Here is a 23526-nt window from a genome sequence, read left to right on the forward strand (position 1 = left end):
AAAGAAGAACCTGACAAGTTGTCAGAATTCATTGTCAAAGAAACCGAAGACATCCACCCCAAAAAAGGGCATCAGTCAACGGGGCATAACAAACTAATTCGTCGACTATGACACACTGTTGAGTTCTCAAGAATCAGACGCACACCCAGTCGGCCCTTGCGGGACCGGCTGCGGGGCAACCTGCAGAAACTTACCGGTTCCGATCCACCTGGTCAACTTGGCCGACCGGGCTGGCTCTGGAGCCGTGCCGTGGACGTGCCGCTCCCCATCGTGTTGGCCTCTCGGCCCGAGGGGGAGCCGCTCACCGCGGCGAGGAGAAACATTACCAGCGGACCGCGGGGGTGCCAAACCGGGGGTCAGCTCCGCCTGCGCGGTGCCGCCGGACGGTACGCCGAGACCGTCGGATCAGCCGGGATCCAGAACCGCCACGGGCGTTCGGGGGCGCCGCGCAGGCCGACGCGCGGACCCGTCGACACCTCCGTGGGAGGCTCCCCCAGGGTCAGCGAGACGGGCCCGGCGACCAGGTCGGTGCCGTCGTGACCGAGCTCGATCCCCAGGGCGGTGCACAGCCGCGCCGGCCCGCGGGCCAGGTCACGGTCGCCCGCCCGCGGGCGCCGCTCCCGCGCGACCTCCAGGCCGTCCACGACCTCCCCCGCTCGGAGCAGGACCGCGCTCGCCGTGCCCTCGACGCCGCAGACGACGTTGCAGCACACGTGCATGCCGTAGGTGAAGTAGCAGTACAGGCGGCCGGCGGGCCCGAACATCACCGCGTTGCGCCGGGTCCGGCCGCGGAACGCGTGCGAGCCCGGGTCGTTGGCGCCGTCGTAGGCCTCGACCTCGGTCAGCCGGACCGCGACGTCGCCGTGCCGGAGGACGGCGTTGAGCAGCCGCGGCGCCACGTCGAGGACGGGGCCGGCGAGCAGCTCCGGGAGGTCAGCCGATCCGGGCACGGTGTCCGGCGACGCGGGTGGTCAGGTCGTCGAGCTGTTCACGCACCCGGGCGGGGGCCGTGCCGCCGCGCCCGTCGCGCGAGGCGACCGATCCCTCGACGGTGAGCACCTCGCGGACGCCGGACGTGAGCGCCGGCGAGATCTCGGCGAACTGCTCGTCGGTGAGGTCCGCGAGCTCGATGCCCAGCTCCTCGCACCGGCGCACGCAGGCGCCCGCGACCTCATGGGCGACGCGGAACGGCACGCCCTCGCGGACCAGCCACTCGGCGACATCGGTCGCGAGGGAGAAGCCCTGGGGAGCGAGCTCGGCCATCCGCGCGGTGTCGAAGGCCAGCGTCGCGACCATCCCGGTGAACGCCGGCAGCAGCACCTCCAGGGTGTCGACGGAGTCGAAGACCGGCTCCTTGTCCTCCTGGAGGTCGCGGTTGTAGGCCAGCGGCAGCGCCTTGAGGGTGGCCATCAGCCCCGCGAGGTTGCCGATCAGCCGGCCCGCCTTGCCGCGGGCGAGCTCGGCGATGTCGGGGTTCTTCTTCTGCGGCATGATGCTCGACCCGGTCGACCAGGAGTCGTGGAGCGTCACGAACCCGAACTCCCGCGTCGACCAGAGGATGACCTCCTCGGCGATGCGGCTGACGTCGACGCCGACCTGCGCGGCGACGTAGGCGAACTCGGCCACGAAGTCGCGCGAGGCGGTCCCGTCGATCGAGTTGGCACTCGAGCCGGTGAAGCCCAGCTCGGCCGCCACCCCCTCCGGGTCGAGGCCGAGGCTGGAGCCGGCCAGCGCGCCCGAGCCGTACGGCGAGTCCGCCGCCACCCGGGCGTCCCAGTCCCTCAGCCGGTCGACGTCGCGCAGCAGCGCCCAGCAGTGCGCCAGCAGGTGGTGGGCGAGCAGCACCGGCTGCGCGTGCTGCAGGTGCGTGCGGCCCGGCATCACGGCGTCGCCCGCCTCGCGGGCCTGGCCGGCGAGCGCGTCGACGAGATCGAGGACCTGGCCGGCGAGCGTCGCGGCGTGGTCGCGCAGGAACACCTTGAACAGGGTCGCGATCTGGTCGTTGCGGCTGCGGCCGGCCCGCAGCCGACCGCCGACACCGGCGCCGACCTCCTCCACCAGCAGCCGCTCGAGGGCGCCGTGGACGTCCTCGTCGGTGGGGTCCGGATGCAGCGTGCCGGCGGCGTACCGCTCCCCCAGCACGTCCAGGCCGCGCAGCAGCTCGGCGTGGTCGGCGTCGGTGAGCAGGCCGGCGCGGCGCAGGGCGTTGGCGTGCGCGCGTGACCCGGCGAGATCGTACGGCGTGAGCCGCCAGTCGAAGTGGGTCGAGCGGGACAGCGCGTCGAGCTCGGGCGACGGCCCGCCCGCGAAGCGGCCGCCCCAGAGCTTGCCGACGTTGGTGGTGGGTTCCGTGGGTTCAGAGGTGCCCATCAGTCGTTCCCGGCCTCCATCGCGGCGGCGTCGAGCGCGTCCTCGTCCGGCTCCTCCGCCACCTCGGGGTTCTCGGTGATCTGGTCGAAGCCGCCGGAGGGCAGCTCGCCGAACAGCGTCCCGTTCTCGACGAGCACCTGGCCCTGGTCGAGCGGCTGACCGGCGTACATCTCCAGCATCGCGCGCGAGTCGGCGATGTCGAGGTTGCGCATCGTCAGCTGACCGATCCGGTCGGTGGGGCCGAAGGCGGAGTTGGTGGTGCGCTCCATCGAGAGCTTCTCGGGGTGGTAGGACAGCGCCGGGCCGTCGGTGCGCAGGATCGTGTAGTCCTCCCCGCGACGCAGTCGCACCGTCACCTCGCCGGTGACCACCGAGGCCACCCAGCGCTGGATGGACTCGCGCAGCATCAGCGCCTGCGGGTCCAGCCACCGGCCCTCGTAGAGCAGGCGGCCGAGGCGGCGGCCGCTGGCGTGGTAGTTCGCGAGCGTGTCCTCGTTGTGGATCGCGTTCATCAGGCGCTCGTAGGTCAGCCACAGCAGCGCCATGCCGGGCGCCTCGTAGATGCCGCGCGACTTGGCCTCGATGATGCGGTTCTCGATCTGGTCCGACATCCCCAGTCCGTGCCGACCGCCGATCGCGTTGGCCTCCGCGACCAGCTCGACCGGGTCCTCGAACCGGCGGCCGTTGATCGCGACCGGGCGTCCCTGCTCGAAGGAGACCGTGACGTCCTCGGTGGGGATCTGGACCGCGGGGTCCCAGAACCGCACGCCCATGATCGGCTCGACGACCTCCAGCGAGGTGTCGAGGTGCTCGAGCGTCTTGGCCTCGTGCGTCGCGCCCCAGATGTTCGCGTCGGTGGAGTAGGCCTTCTCCTGGGCGTCCCGGTAGGGCAGGCCGTGCTCGGTCAGCCACTGGCTCATCTCGGTGCGGCCGCCGAGCTCGTGGACGAAGTCGGGGTCCAACCACGGCTTGTAGATGCGCAGCGCCGGGTTGGCCAGCAGGCCGTAGCGGTAGAAGCGCTCGATGTCGTTGCCCTTGAACGTCGAGCCGTCGCCCCAGATGTCGACGCCGTCCTCGTGCATCGCGCGGACCAGGATCGTGCCGGTGACGGCGCGGCCGAGCGGGGTGGTGTTGAAGTAGGCGCGGCCGCCGGAGCGGATGTGGAAGGCGCCGCAGGCGAGGGCGGCGAGCCCCTCCTCGACCAGCTGGTGGCGGCAGTCGACGGCGCGGGCGATCTCGGCGCCGTACTCGAGGGCGCGCGCGGGGACGCCGGAGACGTCGGGCTCGTCGTACTGGCCGATGTCGGCGGTGTAGGTGCACGGGATCGCGCCCTTGTCGCGCATCCAGGCGACCGCCACCGAGGTGTCCAGGCCTCCCGAGAACGCGATGCCGACCCGCTGGCCGGCCGGGAGGGACGTCAGGACCTTGCTCACGAATGCTCTTCCTTCTGCTGGGTGCTACGGGGCGGTGTGGTCGGGGTTCTGGGAGTCGGCCAGGGCGAGGAACCGGCGGGCGAGCTCGTCGCCGCTGTCGGGTCCCCGGCCGATCACCAAGACGGTGTCGTCGCCCGCGATCGTGCCGAGGATCGCGGGGAGGTCGGCCTTGTCGAAGGCCGACGCCAGGAACTGGGCCGCGCCGGGCGGGGTCCGCAGGATCACCAGGTTGGCGCTGGCCTCGGCGCTCACGAGGAGCTCGCCGCAGAGCCGGGCCAGCCGGTGGGTCGCTGCCGCGGTCTCCCCCGGCGCGCTCGGTCGTCGGTCGCCGCCCTCGGCCGGGACCGCGTAGACCAGCGACCCGGACGGGGATCGGACCTTGATCGCGTCCAGCTCGACGAGGTCGCGCGACAGCGTGGCCTGGGTGACCCGCAGACCGCTCTCGGCGAGCAGCTCGGCGAGCTCGCCTTGGGAGTGCACCTCGCGCTGGGTGACGAGCTCCACGATCCGCTGGTGCCGGGCGCTCTTGGTCGTCGGCCGGATGCCCGCGCTCATCGCGCGTCCCACAGGAACGACAGGATCGCCTTCTGCGCGTGCCGGCGGTTCTCGGCCTCGTCCCACACGACGCTCTGCGGACCGTCGAGGACCTCGGCCTCGATCTCCTTGCCGCGGTAGGCGGGCAGGCAGTGCAGCACGATGGCGTCGGGCCGCGCGTGGCCGAGCAGCTCGCGGGTCAGCGAGTACGGCGCGAACACCGCGGCCCGGGCCGCCGCCTCCTCCTCCTTGCCCATCGAGATCCAGGTGTCGGTGACCACCACGTCCGCGCCGGCCACGGCGGCGACCGGGTCGGCGACCAGGGTGGCCGACCCGCCGGTGGTCGCCGCGATCGCGGTCGCGCGGTCGACCATCGCCGCGGCCGGGGCGTAGCCGTCGGGCGAGCTGAGCCGCACGTGCAGGCCCGCGGTGGCGCCCGCGAGCAGCCAGGAGTTGCCCATGTTGCAGGCGCCGTCGCCCACGAACGCGACCGTCAGGCCCGCCAGGCGCTGCTTGTGCTCCCGGATCGTCAACAGGTCGGCGAGCAGCTGGCAGGGGTGGAAGTCGTCGGTGAGCGCGTTGACGACGGGCACCCCCGCGTGCTCGGCCATCTCCTCGAGCCGGGCCTGCGCGTAGGTGCGCCACACGATCATCGAGGCCTGGCGGCCCAGCACCCGGGCGACGTCGTGCACCGACTCGCGCACGCCGATGCCGGCCAGGCCGCCGTCGACGAGCATCGGGTGACCGCCGAGCTCGGCGATGCCGGCCGCGAACGAGGCCTGCGTGCGCAGGGTCTGCTTGTCGAAGATCATCGCGACCGTGCGGGGCCCGCCGAGCGGCTTGGCGTCGTACGGCGTCCGCTTGAGCTCGGCCGCCAGGTCGAGGACCCGCGCCTGCTCGGCGGGGCTCAGGTCGTCGTCGGCCAGGAAGTGCCTCATGACTCGGCCCCCGCGAACGCCTCGTCGAGGACGGTCGGCCAGGCGGCGAGGAACGCGTTGGCGTCGTCCGCCGTGAGCACCAGCGGCGGGGCCAGCCGGATGCGTCGCGGGGTGGGCGCGTTGATGATGAAGCCGGCGCGCCGGGCGGCGATCACCACGGCCGCGGACACCTCGGCCGCGAGGTCGAGACCGATCAGCAGCCCCTCCCCCCGGACCTCGGTGACCCGGGGGTCGGCGGCGAGGCCGTCGCGCAGCTTCTGCCCGAGCACGGTCACGTGCTCGAGCAGGTCCTCGGACTCGATCGTGGCGATGACCGCCAGGGCGGCGGCGCACGCCACCGGGTTGCCGCCGAACGTCGTGCCGTGGTTGCCCGGTTGCAGCAGGTCCCCCGCGGCGCCGACGCCGAGGCAGGCGCCGATCGGGAAGCCGCCGCCGAGGCCCTTGGCGACCGTGACGATGTCGGGGCGGACCCCGGAGCGCAGGTGCGCGAACCACTCCCCCGTGCGCCCCATGCCGGACTGCACCTCGTCGAACCAGAGCAGCGCCCCGTGCTCGTCGGCGATCGCGCGGGCGGCGGCGAGGTAGCCCTCGGGCGGGACGACGACGCCGGCCTCACCCTGGATCGGCTCGAGCAGCACAGCCGCGGTCGCGTCGGTCACGGCGTCGGCCAGCGCCTCGGTGTCGCCGTACGGCACGAACGTCACGTCACCGGGCAGCGGCTCGAACGGGGTGCGGTAGGCGGCCTTCGAGGTGAGCGCGAGGGCGCCCATCGTGCGGCCGTGGAAGCCGCCCTCGGCGACCACGACGTGGGTGCGACCGGTGCGCCGGGTGAGCTTGAACGCGGCCTCGTTGGCCTCGGCGCCCGAGTTGGTGAAGAAGACCTTCCCGCCGCCGGCGCCCACGCCCAGCAGCTCGAGGAGCCGCTCCGCGAGCTCGACCTGGGGGGCGCTGGTGAAGAAGTTGGAGACGTGGCCGAGCGTCTCCAGCTGGGAGGTGACGGCCTCGACCAGGGCGGGGTGGCCGTGGCCGAGCGCGTTGACGGCGATGCCGCCGAGGAGGTCGACGTACTCCGTGCCGTCGGCGTCCCACACGTGCGCGCCCTCGCCACGGACCAGCACGAGCGAGGGCGGGCCGAAGGTGTTCATCAGGCTCGCGGCGTAGCGCTCCTGGTAGCTGCTCATGAGTCGGTGGCCCTCGCCTTCCGGGTCTTGGTCTCGACGCCGGGCAGCACCTGGGTGCCGACGCCCTCGTTGGTGAACAGCTCGAGGAGCACCGCGTGCGGCTCGCGACCGTCGACGACCGTCGCCCGCGGCACACCGCCCTTGACCGCCTGCAGGCAGGCGCCCATCTTCGGCACCATGCCCGAGGCGAGCGTCGGGAGGATCTCCTCGAGGGCATCGGGGCTGATCTCGCCGATCACGTCCTCCGAGCTGGGCCAGTCCAGGAAGAGGCCCTCGACGTCGGTGAGCACCAGGAGCTTCTCGGCGCCGAGCGCGATCGCCAGGGCGGCCGCGGCGGAGTCGGCGTTGACGTTGTGGACCTGGCCGTCGACGTCGGGCGCCACGCTGGAGACCACCGGGATCCGGCCCGCCTCGATCAGGTCGAGCACGGACTCGGGCCGCACCCGCGCGACCTCGCCGACCAGACCGAGGTCGACCTCCTCGCCGTCGACCACGGTGTTGGTCGGTTCGGCGGTGAACAGGCCGGCGTCCTCGCCCGAGCAGCCGACCGCGAGGGGGCCGTGCTCGTTGATCAGGCCGACCAGCTCACGCTGGACCTGGCCGACCAGCACCATCCGGACCACGTCCATCGCCTCGGGGGTGGTCACCCGCAGGCCGCCGCGGAACTCCGACTGGATGCCGAGGCGGTCGAGCATCGTCGAGATCTGGGGCCCGCCCCCGTGGACGACCACCGGCTTGAAGCCGGCGAACCGCAGGAAGGCGATGTCCTCGGCGAACGCCCGCTTCAGGGTCTCGTCGGTCATCGCGTTGCCGCCGTACTTCACGACCACGATCTTGCCGTGGTAGCGCTTCAGCCACGGCAGCGCGGCCGCGAGTGTGCGGGCCTTCGCGGGGTCGGGCTTGCTGGGGTCGTGGCGGGTGTGCTCGATGGTCACCGGGTCGCTCATGAGGAGTAGGCGCTGTTCTCGTGGACGTAGGCGTGGGTGAGGTCGTTGGTCCAGATCGTCGCCCGCTCGGCGCCGGACTTGAGGTCGATCGTGACGCTGACCTCGCGAGGCTTCAGGTCCACCGTCGCCGGGTCGGCGTGCGGCGTCGACTGCTTGCAGACCCAGACGCCGTTCATCGCGACGTCGAGGTCGGCGGGGTCGAAGGCCGCGCTCGTCGTGCCGATGCTCGCGAGCACACGGCCCCAGTTGGGGTCGTTGCCGAAGACGGCGGCCTTGAAGAGGTTCGAACGGGCCACGCTGCGCCCGACCTCGACCGCATCGGCCTCGGTGGCGGCGTTGAGGACCGTGATCGCGATCTCGTGGTCGGCGCCCTCGGCGTCGCGCAGCAGCTGCATCGCGAGGTCCGTGCAGGCCTGGGTGAGCGCGGCGGTGAAGTCGGGCAGGGACGGCGTGATCCCGCTGGCGCCGCTGGCCAGCACGGTCACCGTGTCGTTGGTCGACATGCAGCCGTCGGAGTCGAGCCGGTCGAAGGACACCGCCGTCGCCGCGCGCAGCGCCAGGTCGAGGTCGGCCGCCGGGACCACCGCGTCGGTGGTCAGCACCACGAGCATGGTCGCGAGCTGCGGCGCGAGCATGCCCGCGCCCTTCGCCATGCCGCCGATCGACCAGCCGGCCCCCTCGACGACGACCTGCTTGCTCACCGTGTCGGTCGTCATGATCGCCTCGGCCGCCTGCTGTCCCCCGTCGGCCGCGAGCGCGTCGTACGCCGCGTCCGCGCCTGCGAGCACCTGGGCCCGGTCGTTGGTCAGGCCGATCAGGCCCGTGGAGCAGACCACGACGTCGACCGGCCCGATCCCGAGGTGCTCGGCGACCCGCTCGGCGACCGCGTGGGTGGTCTGGAAGCCCTCCGGGCCGGTGTAGCAGTTGGCGCCACCGGAGTTGAGGAACACCGCGCGGACGATGCCGTCCTTGACGACCTCCCGGCTCCACAGGACCGGGTTGGCCTGGCAGCGGTTGGAGGTGAAGACGCTGGCGGAGTCGAAGGTCGGGCCGTCGTTGACGACGAGGGCGACGTCCTTGCCGCCGCTGGACTTCAGCCCGGCTGCGACGCCGGCGGCCCGGAAGCCGCTGGGAGAGGTGACGCTCACGGAGCTACTCCTACGGTCGAGAGGCCCAGTCCTTCGTCGAGACCGAGCGCGAGGTTCATGCACTGGACGGCTGCGCCGGCGGTGCCCTTGGCCAGGTTGTCGACCGCACCGACGGCGACGAGTCGTCGCGCGTCCTCGTCGACGGTGACCTGCAGGTGCACCGCGTTGGAGCCCGTCACGGACTTGGTCTGCGGCCACTGACCGGCCGGGAGCAGGTGGACGAACGGCTCGTCGGCGTACGCCTTGGCGTAGACGGCGTAGACGTCCTCGGCGCTCACCTCGCCGCGGAGCGGCGCCGAGCAGGTCGCGAGGATGCCGCGGGGCATCGGCACCAGCAACGGGGTGAAGCTGACCGCGACGGTGCCGTCGACGAGGCCGGAGAGGTTCTGGATGATCTCGGGCGTGTGCCGGTGGGTGCCGCCGACGCCGTAGGCGCTGGCGTTGCCCATGATCTCGCTGCCGAGCAGGTGCGGCTTGGCGGCCTTGCCGGCGCCGCTGGTGCCGGACGCCGCGACGACGACCACGTCGGGCTCGACCAGACCGGCCGCCACCGCGGGGGCCAGCGTGAGCGTGGAGATCGTCGGGTAGCAACCGGGCACGGCGATCCGCCGGGCGCCGGCGAGCAGGTCGCGCTGACCGGGCAGCTCCGGGAGCCCGTAGGGCCAGGTCCCGGCGTGCTCGCCGCCGTAGAACCGCTCCCAGGCGCCGGCGTCGGCGAGCCGGAAGTCGGCGCCGCAGTCGATCACCACGGTGTCGGGGTCCGCCTCGCCCAGGGCGGCCGCGATCGGGCCCGACTGGCCGTGCGGGAGCGCCAGGAAGACCACGGCGTGGCCGGCCAGGGTCTCGACCGAGGTCTCGGCGAGCACCCGGTCGGCGAGCGGCACGAGGTGCGGCTGCAACGTCCCCAGCGGCTGGCCGGCGTTGGAGGCTCCGGTGAGGGCCCCGATCTCGACCTCCGGGTGACCCAGGAGCAGGCGCAGCAGCTCGCCCCCGGCGTACCCACTGGCTCCGGCGACCGCGACCCGCTTCGTGCTCATGTGCATGACTATACAGACAACCGTATGTATATGTGCAAGTCGCCCGGATTCCGGGATGCGGCCGCTGGCGCGCCCGGTCTAGGTTCCCATCATGACGCGGCTCTCCTTCGACGGCTACCTCGACCACCTCCGGACCGAGTCGGCGCGGTTCCGCGCCGTGCTCACCGGCTGCGACGCCGACGCCCGGGTCCCGGGCTGTCCCGACTGGTCGGCCGCCGACCTGCTGTGGCACCTCACCGAGGTGCAGCACTTCTGGACCCGGATCATCCGGGACCGGCCCGCCGCACCCGGCGAGGACTGGGCCGAGCCGGAGCGGCCGGCGTCGTACGACGCACTGCTGGCCGCCTTCGACGAGCGCTCGGCCGCGCTGGTCGCGGCGCTCGAGGCGGCCGACCCGGCAGAGCCGGCGTGGTCGTGGTCTGACGACCACACCGTCGGGTTCACGCTGCGCCGCCAAGCCCACGAGGCGCTGATCCACCGCCTCGACGCCGAGCAGACCGCCGGCCAGGTCACCGCGCTCGACCCCGAGCTGGCGGCCGACGGCGTCGCCGAGGCACTCGCGGTGATGTTCGGCGGCACACCCCCGTGGGGCACGTTCACGCCGCTCGACCACCACGTCCGCGTCGACATGACCGATCGCGACGAGTCGGTGTGGGTGCGGCTCGGGCACTTCAGCGGGACCGACCCCGAGAGCGGCAAGGCCTACGACGAGGTCGAGGACGTCTCGGTGGTGGACGCCCCGGGCGGCGAGCCCGACGTCGTGGTCGACGGTCCCGCCGGGGCGCTGGACGCGTGGTTGTGGCGCCGCGGAGACGACCGGGAGATCCGGGTGGCGGGCGACCGAGCCGTCTACGACCACTTCCGTCGCGCCGTCGACCAGCCGATCGACTGAGCTGAAACCGGTCGTCGACTCCGTGAAACCGTCGTGAAGGCACCCTGAAACCTGGCCCAGCCAGCCTGGCGGCATGACACGAGTCCCTGATACCGACCTGGCCGTCGCCGCGGCCGGGCTCGTCAAGACCTTCGGGACGCAGCGCGCGGTCGACGACGTCGATCTCGAGGTGCGCCGCGGCGAGGTCTTCGGCGTGCTCGGGCCCAACGGCGCCGGCAAGACCACCATGCTGGCGATGCTCGCCACGCTGCTGCCGATGGACGGCGGCGAGGCCCACATCTTCGGCGTCGACGTGCGCCGCCAGCCCCACATGATCCGGCAGCTCGTCGGTGTGACCGGGCAGTACGCCTCGGTCGACGAGAACCTCACGGGCAGGGAGAACCTCTGGCTGTTCGGGCGGCTGCTGGGCCTCTCCTCGGCGAAGGCCTCAGCGACCGCCGTCGACCTGCTGGAGCGGTTCGGGCTGACCGAGGCCGCCGACAAGCAGATCTCCGCGTTCTCAGGCGGCATGCGCCGACGGCTCGACCTGGCGGCGAGCCTGATCTCGCGGCCGCCGCTGATCTTCCTCGACGAGCCGACGACCGGTCTCGACCCGCGCACCCGCGGCCAGATGTGGGACACGATCCGTGACCTGGTCCGCGACGGCAGCACCGTGCTGCTGACCACCCAGTACCTCGACGAGGCCGACCAGCTCGCCGGGCGGATCGCGGTGATCGATCGCGGTCGCAAGGTCGCCGAGGGCACCCCCGACGAGCTCAAGACCTCGGTGGGCAGCTCGACGCTCCAGCTGCGCCTGGTCGACCCGGCCGACACCGGCGAGGCGGTCGGCGTCGTACGCCGGGTCCTCGCCGAGGACCCGGTCCTCACCCCCGAGGCCGGCGGCCTCAACGCCGCGCTCACCGACGCCAACCACGCCGCGGAGGTGCTGATCGCGCTGCGCCAGGCCGGGTTGTCGATCGCGAGCGCCACCGTGCAGAAGCCCACCCTCGACGAGGTGTTCATGGCGATCACCGGCCACGGCGCCGAGGACGAGTCCACCGACCTCACCCTGGAGGTGCCCGCATGACCGCCACCCTGCCCGAGGCCCCGGCCGTGATCTCGACCCGGGAGCTGGCCGCCCACCCCACGCTGCGCGACACGCTCGACCAGACGCTCACGATGGCGTGGCGGGCGGTCAAGAAGATGCAGCGCAACTTCGAGCAGATGTTCGACGTCACCATCCAGCCGCTGCTCTTCACCGCGATGTTCGCCTACATCTTCGGCGGCGCGGTGGCCGGGGACGTGGACAGCTACCTGCCGGTGATCATCCCCGGCCTGATCGGCCAGACGATCCTCACCGCGTGCGTCGCGACCGGCGTGCAGCTGCGCGAGGACATGGACAAGGGCGTGTTCGACCGGTTCAAGTCGCTCCCGATCGCCCGGATCGCCCCGCTGGCCGGCCCCGCGCTCGCCGACATGCTGCGCTACCTCATCGCGACCGTGTTGACGTTCGGGGTCGGCATCGCGATGGGCTATCGGCCCGACGCGCTGGGCCTGGTCGCCGCCATCGTGCTGGCCGTCTTCGCCGGGTGGTCGATCGCCTGGATCTTCACCTGGTTCGGCACCGTGGGACGCAGCGCCCAGGGCGTGCAGGGCATCTCGCTGATGGTGATGTTCCCGCTGACGTTCCTCTCGAACGCGTTCGTCCCGACCGACACGATGCCGGGCTGGCTGCGCGCGTTCGCCGACGCGAACCCGGTCTCCCACGTGATCACCGCGATCCGGGACCTGGCAACTGAGGGCCAGTTGACGACCAACGTCATCTGGGCGGTGCTGGGCTGTGCGGCCGTCGTGGCGGTGTTCCTCCCGCTGTCGGTCCGCTCCTACTCTCGGAAGATGTGACGACCCCGGAGCCGGACCGGCCAGCCAGCCGCACCGCCGCGCTCGTCTGCCAGGGCCGTGCCGCCGCCGACGGGCGGCTCGGCCTGGGCCGGTTCTCCGACCCGGTCGCCGTCCGGCTGCTGCGACCGGACGAGCAGGCGGTTGTCGAGCAGGTGCGCGCGGGGCGTCCGCCGCAGGGCTGGACCGCACGGACGGCGTACGAGGCGGTGCGCGCGAGCGCGGAGGTCATGGCAGCGCGCACCGTCGCCGTCGACGACGCCATCCGCGCCCACCCGAGCCCCCAACTGGTCGTGCTGGGGGCGGGCCTCGACGACCGGGCCTGGCGGATGCCCGAGCTCGATGCCACCGAGGTCTGGGAGGTCGACCACACCGCCTCCCAGCGGGACAAGCGGGACCGCCTCGGAGCCCTCGAGCCACGGGCCCGCGCGGTTCGCTTCTGCGCGGTCGACTTCGCTCGCGACGACCTCGCCGCGGCGCTCGAGCGGTCCGGACACCGACGCGATGTCGCCACCACCTGGCTGTGGGAGGGCGTGGTCCCCTACCTCACGTCCCGCGAGATCCGGGCGACGCTGCAGGTGGTGGACCGCCGATCCGGGCAGGGCAGCAGCCTGGTCGTCGCCTATCAGGCGCCGTCGCTGCGGGCGGCGGCCGGACGGCGCCTGGCCGAGCTCCTGACCCGGGTCGGTGGCCGGACGGCCGTCACGTCGGGCGAGCCCTGGCGCTCGCTGCTCGCGCCGCGACGGGTCGCCACTGTGCTCACCGGAGCCGGCTTCGAGGTGACGTCCGACGAGGACCTCCTCACGGTCGCCCGCCGGCTGACGCCTGCACCGACCGGGCGCGTGTCGCTCCGCAGCGGCCGGGTGGCGGTGGCGCGACGGGCTCGATGAGCCCCCGGCTCCAGGATCAGGGTCCCGATCGGGCGACCTCCGCGAGCAGTGCACCGACCTCCTCACGCAGGTCCGGTCCGGTGCGGCCCTCGAGCTCGGCGGCGACCCGCGCGACCTCACCGGGCAGGGCGGCCTCCGCCAGCGCCACCCCGCCGGACCAGCTGAGGCTCGGGAGCTGTCGGTTGTAGCCGAACCGGTCCGCACAGGCCAGCAGGCGTACGGCGGTCGCGACCGTCCTGGCGTCCGTCGACGTCGCCACCTCCCACTCCGCGACGGCGAAGACCGCCGATCCCACGACCGGGTAGTCCATGAACGTCTGCGACAGGTCGAGCGCATGCGGCAGCTTCGCCAGGAGGTCGGCGCGGAGGGCGACGGCATCCGCGGCGCGGCCGTGGCGCACGTGCGCGGAGAGCGCTGCCGCCTGCGGGTACAGCACCCACGGCTCGTAGCCGGCGAACGCATCCAGCCCGGGCACGGACCGGTGCGCGAGGGTGTGGACGGCGTGACGGTAGCCGTCGAGCCCCTCCTCGACCCGGCCCAGGGCCAGGGCCAGCTCTGGCCGCCCGCACAGCAGGATGATCGCGGCACCGAAGACACCGGCCGCCGAGTCCTCGCGCTCGATCTCGTCGAAGACCCGGGCCGCATCGTCGAACCGGCCGTCCTCCATGGCCGCCAGCGCGAGGACCGCCTTGAGCTGGGCGGCGTCCTCGGAGGCTCCGAGCGCCGTCATGACCGGCAGCGCCTCGGCGGCGTACACCAATGCCTCGGCGAGGTTGCCCACCTGCATCGTGAGCCCCGCGAGCTGGCCGTCGACCAGCGCCCGCGACCACGGCCCGTCGCTCTCGTCCACGAGCTCTCGCGCGAGCAGGGCCCGCGCGTGCGCCTCCCGGAGGTCACCGAGGTTCTCGTAGAACTGGCTCGCCCACTGGAGGGCCTGCTGCCTGACCCGGGGGTGCGGGTCCGAGCAGAGCTCCTCGAGGCGGGAAGGATCGGCCTCTGCGAACCCGTCCCGCGCGGCCAGCATGACCTTCACCTGCGCCTCCACGCGGGAGCCACCCTCGCCCGCGCCGAGCCGTTCGAGCTGTGCCAGGGCCCGCATCGGGAGCGTGTCGGAGAAGATCATCGAGTTGAAGATGACGCCCGCGAGCACGCCGCGCAGCTCGCCGAGCCGCTCGGGTGCGACATCCGCGTCGACGTCCAGGTCGGCGAGCACGTCCTCGACGTCGGCCGCGAAGCCGACGACCTTCAGGTGGCTGCCCTCGACGGTCCAGAAGCTGGAGAGGCAGGCCGTCAGGGCCAGTACGGCGGCCGCGTCGCGGTCGACGAGTGCCCGCCGGAGGATGTCGACGAGGTTGCCCTCCTCGACCCTGATCTCGCCCATCACCTCGACCTGCCGAGGGCCGAACAGCTCCTCCGCGGCGCGCCGACCGAAGGCCACGCCCCAGGCGCGCAGCCGCGCGTCGGTCGCGATGTCGTCGCCCGCGTCGGCCAGCCGCAGCTGCCCGAACTCGCGCACGGTCTCCAGCAGCCGGTACCGCAGTCCCTCGGGTCCCTCGAGGACGGTGATCAAGGACTGCTCGACCAGGTTGGTGAGCGCGCCCAGCGCGTCGCCCTCGATCACCGCGTCGGCCCCGTCGAGTGAGAACCCGTCCCGGAAGACCGAGAGCCGGCGCAGCGCCGTGCGCTCCGACTCGTCGAGGAGGTTCCAGCTCCAGTCGATGACGGCCAGCAGGGTCTGGTGCCGCTCGGGCGCGTCGCGGGAGCCGCCGCGCAGCAGCGTGAACCGGTCGTCGAGGCGACGCTCGATCTCAGCGACGGACATCACCCGGACCTTGGCGGCCGCCAGCTCCACCGCGAGTGGCAGCCCGTCGAGCCGGGCGACGAGCGAGCGGACCTCCTCCGCGTCGAGCCGGGCGCCGGGACGGGCTGCCGAGGCCCGCTCGACGAAGAGCTCGGTGGCGTCGTCGATGCCGAGCTGGGGCAGCTGGTAGACCCGCTCCGCGGCGATCCCGAGCGGCGCCCGGCTCGTGGTCAGGACGCGCAGTTGCGGTGTCCGCGCCACCAGCACCGACACCAGGTCGGCGACGGCGTCGACCAGGTGCTCGCAGTTGTCGAGGACGAGCAGGGCGGGAGTGGCACCGATCTGGTCCACGACCCGGCTGAGCAGGTCGGTACGCCGGGCGGCCGCACCGGTGAGCCGGTCGGTGACCGACTCGCGGACAGCCAGCACGTCGGCGACGGCGACCGCCACCCCCTCGGGCGAGGTGACGCCGGCCAGCTCGACGAAGTGCACCACCGGCTGCTCGGCCAGCCGGCCCATCAGGTGCGCGAGCCGGGTCTTGCCGAGCCCGCCGGCCCCGACGATCGACGTCACCCGGGAGGAGCGGATGGTCTCCGCCAGCGCCGCAGCATCGGCGTCGCGTCCGATCAGCGGCGACGCCTCGTAGAGCAGACCCTCCCGCACGGGGCGGTCCCGGGCGAGCAGCTCGGCATGCAGTGCCTGCAGACGCGGCCCAGGGTCGACGCCGAGCTCGTCCGCCAGCCGGGTGCGGACCGACTCATAGCGCTCGAGCGCGGCCGGCACCCCCCGGACCGCCGCCTCGCTGTGGAGCAGGGCGAGGATCGTCGGCTCGTCCTCCGCGGCGCGCTCCAGGATCGGGAGCGCCTCGTCGTGGTGGCCCAGCGCGGAGAGAGCGCGCCCCAGCATCGTGCGGCTGGCCGCACGCAGGCCCAACGCCTCCTCCCGCAGCAGGCCGACGACGCCGTCACCGGTCTCCGCGATGGCGATCGACTGGAGGGGGCGGCACTCCCCCACGACCACCGCCCAGTCACCGGCCTGGTCGGCCAGCACCGCGCGGCGGTGACCGTCGCGGAGGCGGTCGACGTCGGTGTCGTCGGTGCCGAGCCGGTAGCCGTGCGGGGTGCGGACGACCACGTCGGCGCTGGTCGCGGCACGGGCCCGCGACACGACGACCTGGAGCGCCTTGGTCGGGTTGGCGGGGACCTCGTCGCCCCAGATCTCCTCGACCAGGCGCCCCTCGCCGACCCCCGCGCCGGGCGTCGCCGCGAGCGCGGCGAGCAGGGCATGGGTGCGCTCGCCGGTGACCGGCGCGCCGCGCCACCGGACCTCGGCCAGCAGGGTCAGCGCCGGTCCGGGGGCGCGCCCGTCCTCAGCTGCGCTGGACGGCACCGGTCCGCTCGGCGGCGAGCGCGACCGCCGCGTCCCGGGCGGCCGCGGTCTCCTCCTCGGTCAGGGTGCGGTCGGGGGCGCGGAAGCGGAGCGCGAACGCGAGCGACTTGCGGCCGGCTCCGACCTGCTCCCCGGTGTAGACGTCGAAGAGCCGGATGGACTCCAGCAGCTCCCCGGCTCCCTCGCGGAGGGCGGCCTCGACGGCGGCAGTGGTGATCGCGTCGTCGACGATGAGCGCCACGTCCTCCTTGGCGAGCGGGTACGTCGAGAACTCCGGCCCGGGGGTGACGTCGCGGGCGTGCCGCATCAGCGCGTCCAAATCGATCTCGACCGCCGCGCTGCGCGCCGGCAGCCCGAAGGCCTGGCAGACCTTCGGGTGGAGCTCGCCGGCGTGGCCGAGCGGCTCGCCCCCGACGCTCAGCGTGGCGCAGCGGCCGGGGTGCCAGGGCATCCGGCTCGACGCCGCGACCTCGATGGGGACGCCGAGCTCGGTGCCGAGCCGTCGGACCAGCCCGATGGCGTCGGACCACCCGGAGGCGCGACCCGCCCCCCACCAGCCCGCCCGCTCCCGCTCGCCGGCCAGGGCGACGGCGAGGTGCAGCGGCTGCTCGGGCAGGGCATCGAAGAGCTTGGCGAGCTCGCCGTCGGTCGGTCGCCAGTCGACGCCGTAGATGGGCGCCGGGCCACGGTCGACCGGGAACGCGACCGTGCCGGTCTCGAACAGCGACACCCCCGAGGCGCCCCGCCCGAGGTTGCGCGCGGCGGCACGCAGCAGGCCGGGCAGCAGCGTCGTCGTGTAGGACGGCTCCTCGCTCGAGAGCGGGTTCGCGAGCCGCACCGTGTGGCGCAGGGGGTCGTCGCCAGCGAGACCGAGCGCGTCGAAGGAGGCGTCACCGACGAACGGGAAGCTGATCACCTCCACGCAGCCGGCACCGGCGAGCGTGCGACCCACGCGCCGGCGCAGCCGCTGCTCGCGGGTGAGCCCGCGACCGGCCGCCTCCCGCGGCAGCACGGACGGCACCTGGTCGTAGCCGACGATGCGGGCGACCTCCTCGACCAGGTCGAAGGGGTCGTTGAGGTCGGGTCGCCACGGCGGCGGGGTCGCGGCGAGCGTGTCCACCGCGCGCTCCACGACGCAGCCGACGGCCTCGAGGTTGGCGACGGTGGTCTCGGCGTCGATCGGCATGCCGGTCACCCGGGCGGGCAGGTCGTTGGCGATCGCGATCGCGCCCCGCGCGGGCGGGGTGCCGACGACGGTCACGCCCGGGTCGGCCGAGCCGCCGCCGTACGTCGTGAGCAGCTCGATCACCCGGTCGGCCGCGGCCTCGGTGACGTCCGGGTCGACCCCGCGCTCGTTGCGCTTGCCGGCCTCGGAGGAGATCTTGTGCCGCTTGCCGGTGCGGAACATCGAGACCGCGTCCCAGTGGGCGGCCTCGACGAGCACCGACGTGGTGGTCTCGGACATCTCGGTCGTCGCGCCGCCCATCACGCCACCGAGGCCGATGATCCCAGAGTCGTCGGTGACGACGAGGTCCTCGACCGACAGCGCCCGGTCGACGCCGTCGAGCGTCGTGAGCCGCTCGCCCTCGCGGGCCCGGCGGACCCGGATCGGACCCTGGAGCTTGTCGGCGTCGTAGCCGTGGATCGGCCGGCCGATCTCGAGCATCACGTAGTTGGTGACGTCGACGGCCAGCGAGATCGGGCGCATCCCGGCCTGGGTGAGCCGGCGGGCCATCCAGTCGGGGGTCGGCGCGGCCGGGTCGAAGCCGGTGACCTTGCGGGCGACGAAGACCGGGCAGCCGACGGCGTCCTCGATCTCGACCGGATAGCCGGTGTCGTTGGCTGCCGGGACCTCGCGGGCCGCCGGGTCGCGGAACGGCGCGCCGTAGGCGAGCGCCGCCTCACGGGCGACGCCGCGCAGCGAGAGCGCGTAGGCCCGGTCGGGGTTGATCTCGAACTCGATGACCTCCTCGCGCAGCCCCAGCACGTCGAACGCGTCGTCGCCGGGGGCGCCCGCGTCGGCCGGCAGCACGATGATCCCGTCGTGATCCTCGCCCAGGCCCAGTTCGCGGGCCGAGCAGATCATGCCGGCGGAGACGTGGCCGTAGGTCTTGCGCGCGGAGATCTCGAACCCGCCGGGCAGCACACCCCCGGGCAGCACCACCACGACGAGGTCGCCGGGGGCGAAGTTGTGGGCGCCGCACACGATGCCTTGCGGCTCGCCGGTGCCGTTGGCCGCGCCGACGTCGACGGTGCACCAGTTGATGGTCTTGCCGTTCTTCTGCGGCTCGGGCTCCATCGTGAGCACGCGCCCGACGACCAGCGGTCCGCGGATGTCCGCGCCCGCGCTCTCGATCGCCTCGAGCTTGAGGCCGAGCGCGGTGAGCCGGTGGGTGAGGTCCTCGGTCGAGACGCCGTCGGGCAGCTCGACGTACTCGCGGATCCAGGAAACAGGGGCCTTCATCAGTCGTCCTCAGAGCTCCGTGCCGAATGCCGTCGTGAACCGGACGTCGCCCTCGAAGAGCTCGCGCAGGTCCTCGATGCCGTGGCGGAACATCAGCGTGCGGTCGATGCCCATACCGAACGCGAAGCCGGTGTAGCGCTCGGCGTCGACGCCGCAGGCGGTGAGCACGCGCGGGTTGACGACCCCGCAGCCGCCCCACTCGATCCAGCCCTCGCCGCGACAGGTCCGGCAGGGCGCGCCGTCGAGCTCACCGGCACCGCGGCACACGAAGCAGACCAGGTCGACCTCGGCGCTGGGCTCGGTGAACGGGAAGTACGACGGGCGGAACCGGGTGCTGATGCCCTCGCCGAACATCGCGGCCGCGAAGTGGTCGAGGGTGCCCTTGAGGTGGGCCATCGTGATGCCCTCGTCGATCGCCAGCCCTTCGACCTGGTGGAAGACGGGGCTGTGGGTGGCGTCGTACTCGTCGGTGCGGAACACCCGGCCCGGGCAGACGACGTAGATCGGGGGCGTGCGCGAGAGCATCGTGCGCGCCTGCACCGGCGAGGTGTGGGTGCGCAGGACGATCCCGTGCTCGGCCGGCTCGGTCCAGAACGTGTCCTGCATCGTGCGTGCGGGGTGGTCGGGGCCCAGGTTGAGCGCGTCGAAGTTGAGCCACTCGGCCTCGATGACCGGGCCCTCGGCGACCTCCCAGCCCATCGCCACGAAGATGTCGGCGATCAGCTCGGCGCCCGTCGTGAGCGGGTGGCGGGCGCCGGTCGGCACCCGGTCGGTCGGCAAGGTGACGTCGACGGTCTCCTCGGCCAGCATCCGCTCCTCGTGCTCGGCCTCCAGCACGACCGTCCGGGCCGCGAGCGCCTGGTTGACCGCACCGCGCGCCTGCCCGATCCGCTGGCCGGCCTCCTTGCGCGCCTGCGGAGGCAGCGCGCCGATCTCGCGGTTGGCCAGCGCCAGCGGCGAGCGGTCGCCGGTGTGCTCGATGCGCACCTGCTTGAGCGCGGCCAGGTCCGCTGCGGCGGCGATCGCCGCGAGCGCGGCCTCTCGCGCCGCGTCGACCTCCTCGGGCTGCAACGGGGTGACCTCCACGGGGTCGTAATCGGTGTTGGGGCCCGACAAGGCACGCCTCTTCCTGCGTCGTTCGGTCGTCGTTCTCTCCGGGGAAGTCTAGGGAGGTCGGCGCCGCACGGGCGAACCGGTTCCACCGTGGGTGCGCGGCGGCAGCCCCGCTCAGCAGGTCGGGCCCGTGGCCGAGGACCCGCCGGCGTGCGACCGGACCCTAGGCCGACGGCTCGGCGGGGAGGACCACGGTGATCCGGGCCCCGCCGGCCTCGGTGTCCCCGATGGTCACCGTGCCGCCATGGGCCTCGACGAGTCCGTTGACCAGGTAGAGGCCGAGCCCGGAGCCGCCGGTCGCGCCCGCCTTCCAGAACTTCGTGAAGACCCGGCGGCGCAGCTCCGGGGGGATGCCGTCGCCCTCGTCCTCGACGACGATCCGCACCGCGGCGGGCCGCTCGTCGAGCGGTGTGGAGCCCACCACGACCCGGACGGTGCCGGCACCGTGACGTACGGCGTTCTCGACCAGGTTCGTCACCACCTGGGTGAACTTGTCGGGGTCCACGACGATCTCGGGGACGCCGGCCGAGGCCTCGAGCGTCAGCGGCCGGCTGGTGCTCGCCCCGACCGAGTCGACCACGCGGCGCACCAGCAGGGCCGGATCCGAGGGCCGCGGGTAGAGCTGGAGGCGGCCGGTGTCGATCCGCGCCACGTCGAGGAGCTCGGCGATCAGGCGGCTGAGCCGGTCCGAGTCCGAGCTGACCGTCGTCAGCATCAGCTTCTTCTGCTCGTCGCTGAGCTTGTCCCACCGGTTGAGCAGCGCCTGCACGAACCCCTTGACGCCGGTGAGCGGGGAGCGCAGCTCGTGGGCGACGGTCGCGACCAGATCGGAGCGCTCCCGGTCCAGCCGCGCGCGTCCCCGGCCCGAGCGCAGGCTGACCGCGACCCGCTCGACCGGGCGGTCGAGCGCCGTCCGGTGCAACCGGGCGGCCACGAGCACCTCGGTGCCGTCGGGCAGCAGCCAGCTCTGCTCCGGCACGCCGGTCCGGGTGGCGAGCCCCTCGTAGGGCCGGTTCACCGCGCACCAGGCGCGGCCGTCGTGGTCGCGCAGGGCGAGCACGTCCGCCAGCGGCCGTCCGACCGCGGCCGCGGGGTCGACGCCGAGGAGCCGGACGGCCGTCGTGTTGATCGTGGTGACCCGGCCGTCGGGGCCGGCCAGCACGGCGCCGTCGGCGAGCGCGTCGAGGTCCGCCTGGCTCACGCCGCCGAGCCTAGCCCGTGTGCTGCCTCGGCCCGACGCCGCCGAACCGCGCGAGGAGCCGGGTCGACCACGGACCGCCCTCGCGCACGAAGGCCGCCGGGCGGCCGACCGGCGCGGGAACCTCCGCGGCCCGGCCACCGGCGTAGGAGCGGCCGGTGAGCAGGTGGATCCATCGGCCGGGCGGGAAGGAGACGCTGACCGATGTCGCCCCGGGCTCCAGCACCGGCGCGACGAGCACGTGCCGGCCGAGGAAGAACTCGGTGTCGGACGCCGCGGCCGCCGAGTCCGGAGCGACGAGCCAGACCGGCCGCACCGCCGGGACACCGGTGCGGGTGGATGCGCGGACCACCCGCTCGCGGTAGGGCCTGAGCGCCTCGAAGATCCGCGTCGCGCGGGCGAACGCGCGGGCGGTCGCGCGGGTGCTGAAGACCTGCGGATTGTCGGCGGGTCGGTTGCCCTCATGAGTACGCATCACGACCCCGAACGCCTGGTACTCCGCCCACCTCGCCAGCAGTTCGGGGGTCCTGACGTAGTTCTTCACGTAGGCGTTCACCGAGGTGTAGCCACCGATGTCCGAGTGCACCAGCGGCCAGCCGGACACGCCTGCGGACAGGGTGCCGAGGAGCGCCGAGGCCAGGCCGTCCTCGGGCCCGAACGTGACCAGCTGGTCGCCGTTCCAGAACAGCGGGGCGTGCTCCGCCTGGCCCGGCCCGCCGCTGCGGAACCACGTGACGCAACGAGGCTGCTCTGCCCGGCGGCAGGCCGTCCGCACGGTCTTGGCCCACAAGGTCGGCCAGCGGTTGTGCAGCGTGGCGGGAGTGCCGGAGTGCAGGCGTGCGTCGAACGGCAGGCCCTCGCCGAAGTCCGCCATGAAGCCGCGAACCCCGTCGGCCAGCACGTAGCGGGCGATCACCTCGGCGAACCACGACCGGGCCGCGGGATCGGTCAGGTCGACCAGCGAGGCCTCGAACTCACCCTGGTCCTGCAGGTACGGCGCTCCGGAGCCGTCGGTGACCAGGAAGCCCCGGTCGCGCGCCTCGGCCCACAGGTTCCGGATGCGGGGGTCGTTCTTGGGTGCGGCGTCGACCAGGAACGGGTTGACGTAGGTCGTCGTGGAGATCCCGAGGCTCCGGAGGCGCCGGACCAGCCGGGACCATCCTGGGTAGCGCTCGCGGTCGAGCTGCCAGGTCCACCACAGTCGGTCACCGAACGACGTGGTCCGCTTCCCGGTCCAGTCCTGGATCCAGACCCCGGAGATGTCGGCCCCCGCGTCGAGCAGCCGGCCCAGCTCGCGGCGTACCTCCCGGGTGCCGCCCTGGAGGCCGACGATCGCACCGCGCGTGGCCCAGGCGGCAAGCGGCGCTCGCCGGTCCCCGGCCTGCTGGGCAGCGACCAGGCGGGCCGGCGTGTCGGCTGCGGACGCCTGCGCCGCCAGCGAGGGCGACCACACCTCGAGCGAGACCGCCTCCGGGTCGCGGGTGTCCGCGACCGCGAACGCCGTCGACGAGGCGACGGCCGCGTCCAGCCGCAGGCCCCGGAGGTCGCCGGTGACGAAGGACGGCCAGGCCGCGTAGGTCATGTCCCGAGTGCCGCCGGCACCATGGTTGGTCAGGTCCGCCAGCGCGGTGATCGGCTCCTCGCCACGGCCGACGCCCTGCTCCCGGTCGACGATCGGGACGAGGCGTCCGTCGAGGTCGAAGTCGGTGAACTGCTCGCCGAAGCCGTGCACACCGGCGTGCGCCGAGCGGCCCGAGACCAGGGCCACCGAGGTCAGCGGCGTGTCCGCCACGGTGGTCACGTCGAGCGCGGCTCCCCCGCCGGGCCGCGGCCGCACGGTGAGCGTGTACGACGCCGCGCCACCCGGCGCGCCGGGACCGCTGAGCCGGCCGGAGACCTCGACGCGGGCGTCGGTGGCCACCGCCGTGTCGACGCTCTGGTCGGCGAGCCGGTCGGTGTAGGTCACCGTCGGCCAGAAGTAGCCGCGGTTCTCCTCCCATGACACCGCCCCACGACCGCCGGTGACGAACGCACCCGCCGACGGCGCCGACCAGACCGTCCGTCCCTGCGAGCGCACGCGCAGACCGGCGTCGCCGCCGATCTCCACGCTCACCTCCCCCACGGTCCACGACCCGACAGCGCCGGGCGCGATGTCGAGGCCGCCCGGGGTGACGGTGTCGAGCACGTCGACCGGGGCCGCTGGGGCCTTCGCCTCGGAGCCGGCCGGGGCGGCCGCCCGGAGCGTGCCCGTCGGGGTGAGAGCGAGGGCGAGGACGAGGGGAACCAGCAGTCGGCGGGCGCGCACGCGGCGAC

18 protein-coding genes are annotated in these 23526 nt (G+C 73.4%); 4 read left to right on the forward strand and 14 right to left on the reverse strand.

Annotated elements, in window-relative coordinates; all coding sequences use genetic code 11:
* Nucleotides 1-356: 356 nt before the first annotated feature.
* From VGD85_RS05535 to argC, 9 genes are read right to left on the reverse strand one after another with little or no spacing between them, the layout of a single operon-like run.
* Complete coding sequence (locus VGD85_RS05535) at nucleotides 357-950, reverse strand: DNA-3-methyladenine glycosylase (protein WP_331062444.1); 594 nt, start codon at nucleotides 948-950, stop codon at nucleotides 357-359.
* On the reverse strand, nucleotides 934-2370 hold the full coding sequence (gene argH, locus VGD85_RS05540; protein ID WP_331062445.1) for an argininosuccinate lyase: 1437 nt from the start codon (nucleotides 2368-2370) through the stop codon (nucleotides 934-936). The genes VGD85_RS05535 and argH overlap by 17 nt, the downstream gene beginning before the upstream one ends.
* A complete protein-coding gene (gene argG / locus VGD85_RS05545; protein WP_331062446.1) occupies nucleotides 2370-3803 on the reverse strand; it encodes an argininosuccinate synthase in 1434 nt (477 codons plus the stop codon). Before argG ends, argH begins: the two co-directional genes overlap by 1 nt.
* Nucleotides 3804-3827: 24 nt before the next feature.
* Nucleotides 3828-4358: an arginine repressor gene (locus VGD85_RS05550; RefSeq protein WP_331062447.1), complete on the reverse strand. Its 531-nt coding sequence runs from the start codon at nucleotides 4356-4358 to the stop codon at nucleotides 3828-3830.
* On the reverse strand, nucleotides 4355-5275 hold the full coding sequence (gene argF / locus VGD85_RS05555) for an ornithine carbamoyltransferase (RefSeq protein WP_331062448.1): 921 nt from the start codon (nucleotides 5273-5275) through the stop codon (nucleotides 4355-4357). Before argF ends, VGD85_RS05550 begins: the two co-directional genes overlap by 4 nt.
* Nucleotides 5272-6456, reverse strand: coding sequence for an acetylornithine transaminase (locus VGD85_RS05560; RefSeq protein WP_331062449.1), 1185 nt, complete (start codon nucleotides 6454-6456; stop codon nucleotides 5272-5274). The genes argF and VGD85_RS05560 overlap by 4 nt, the downstream gene beginning before the upstream one ends.
* Nucleotides 6453-7403: an acetylglutamate kinase gene (gene argB / locus VGD85_RS05565; RefSeq protein WP_331062450.1), complete on the reverse strand. Its 951-nt coding sequence runs from the start codon at nucleotides 7401-7403 to the stop codon at nucleotides 6453-6455. The genes VGD85_RS05560 and argB overlap by 4 nt, the downstream gene beginning before the upstream one ends.
* Nucleotides 7400-8551: a bifunctional glutamate N-acetyltransferase/amino-acid acetyltransferase ArgJ gene (argJ, locus tag VGD85_RS05570; RefSeq protein ID WP_331062451.1), complete on the reverse strand. Its 1152-nt coding sequence runs from the start codon at nucleotides 8549-8551 to the stop codon at nucleotides 7400-7402. The genes argB and argJ overlap by 4 nt, the downstream gene beginning before the upstream one ends.
* Nucleotides 8548-9594, reverse strand: a complete 1047-nt coding sequence (argC, locus tag VGD85_RS05575) for an N-acetyl-gamma-glutamyl-phosphate reductase (RefSeq protein ID WP_331062452.1) — start codon at nucleotides 9592-9594, stop codon at nucleotides 8548-8550. The genes argJ and argC overlap by 4 nt, the downstream gene beginning before the upstream one ends.
* A gap of 85 nt (nucleotides 9595-9679) precedes the next feature.
* Between argC and VGD85_RS05580 the strand changes: the two genes are divergently transcribed.
* From VGD85_RS05580 to VGD85_RS05595, 4 genes are all read left to right on the forward strand, one after another.
* Complete coding sequence (locus VGD85_RS05580) at nucleotides 9680-10480, forward strand: maleylpyruvate isomerase family mycothiol-dependent enzyme (RefSeq protein ID WP_331062453.1); 801 nt, start codon at nucleotides 9680-9682, stop codon at nucleotides 10478-10480.
* Between the two features lie 73 nt (nucleotides 10481-10553).
* Nucleotides 10554-11546, forward strand: coding sequence for an ATP-binding cassette domain-containing protein (locus VGD85_RS05585; RefSeq protein ID WP_331062454.1), 993 nt, complete (start codon nucleotides 10554-10556; stop codon nucleotides 11544-11546).
* Nucleotides 11543-12361, forward strand: coding sequence for an ABC transporter permease (locus VGD85_RS05590; RefSeq protein ID WP_331062455.1), 819 nt, complete (start codon nucleotides 11543-11545; stop codon nucleotides 12359-12361). Before VGD85_RS05585 ends, VGD85_RS05590 begins: the two co-directional genes overlap by 4 nt.
* Nucleotides 12358-13248 carry a class I SAM-dependent methyltransferase gene (locus tag VGD85_RS05595; RefSeq protein WP_331062456.1) on the forward strand — a complete coding sequence of 297 codons (891 nt, stop codon included), beginning with the start codon at nucleotides 12358-12360 and terminating at the stop codon, nucleotides 13246-13248. The genes VGD85_RS05590 and VGD85_RS05595 overlap by 4 nt, the downstream gene beginning before the upstream one ends.
* Before the next feature lie 16 nt (nucleotides 13249-13264).
* Here VGD85_RS05595 and VGD85_RS05600 read toward each other — a convergent pair whose 3' ends face one another.
* The 5 genes from VGD85_RS05600 to VGD85_RS05620 form a co-directional block, all read right to left on the reverse strand.
* Nucleotides 13265-16438 (reverse strand): ATP-binding protein, encoded by a 3174-nt coding sequence (locus tag VGD85_RS05600; protein WP_331062457.1) that lies wholly within the window; start codon nucleotides 16436-16438, stop codon nucleotides 13265-13267.
* Nucleotides 16419-18902 carry a phenylalanine--tRNA ligase subunit beta gene (gene pheT / locus VGD85_RS05605; RefSeq protein ID WP_331062458.1) on the reverse strand — a complete coding sequence of 828 codons (2484 nt, stop codon included), beginning with the start codon at nucleotides 18900-18902 and terminating at the stop codon, nucleotides 16419-16421. The genes VGD85_RS05600 and pheT overlap by 20 nt, the downstream gene beginning before the upstream one ends.
* A gap of 9 nt (nucleotides 18903-18911) precedes the next feature.
* A complete protein-coding gene (gene pheS, locus VGD85_RS05610; protein WP_331062459.1) occupies nucleotides 18912-20018 on the reverse strand; it encodes a phenylalanine--tRNA ligase subunit alpha in 1107 nt (368 codons plus the stop codon).
* A gap of 160 nt (nucleotides 20019-20178) precedes the next feature.
* Complete coding sequence (locus tag VGD85_RS05615) at nucleotides 20179-21216, reverse strand: ATP-binding protein (protein ID WP_331062460.1); 1038 nt, start codon at nucleotides 21214-21216, stop codon at nucleotides 20179-20181.
* Nucleotides 21217-21226: 10 nt separating this feature from the next.
* Nucleotides 21227-23518, reverse strand: a complete 2292-nt coding sequence (locus VGD85_RS05620; RefSeq protein WP_331062461.1) for an alpha-glucosidase — start codon at nucleotides 23516-23518, stop codon at nucleotides 21227-21229.
* Nucleotides 23519-23526 lie beyond the last annotated feature (8 nt).

This window comes from Nocardioides sp. (assembly GCF_036401255.1).
Classification (GTDB): domain Bacteria; phylum Actinomycetota; class Actinomycetes; order Propionibacteriales; family Nocardioidaceae; genus Nocardioides.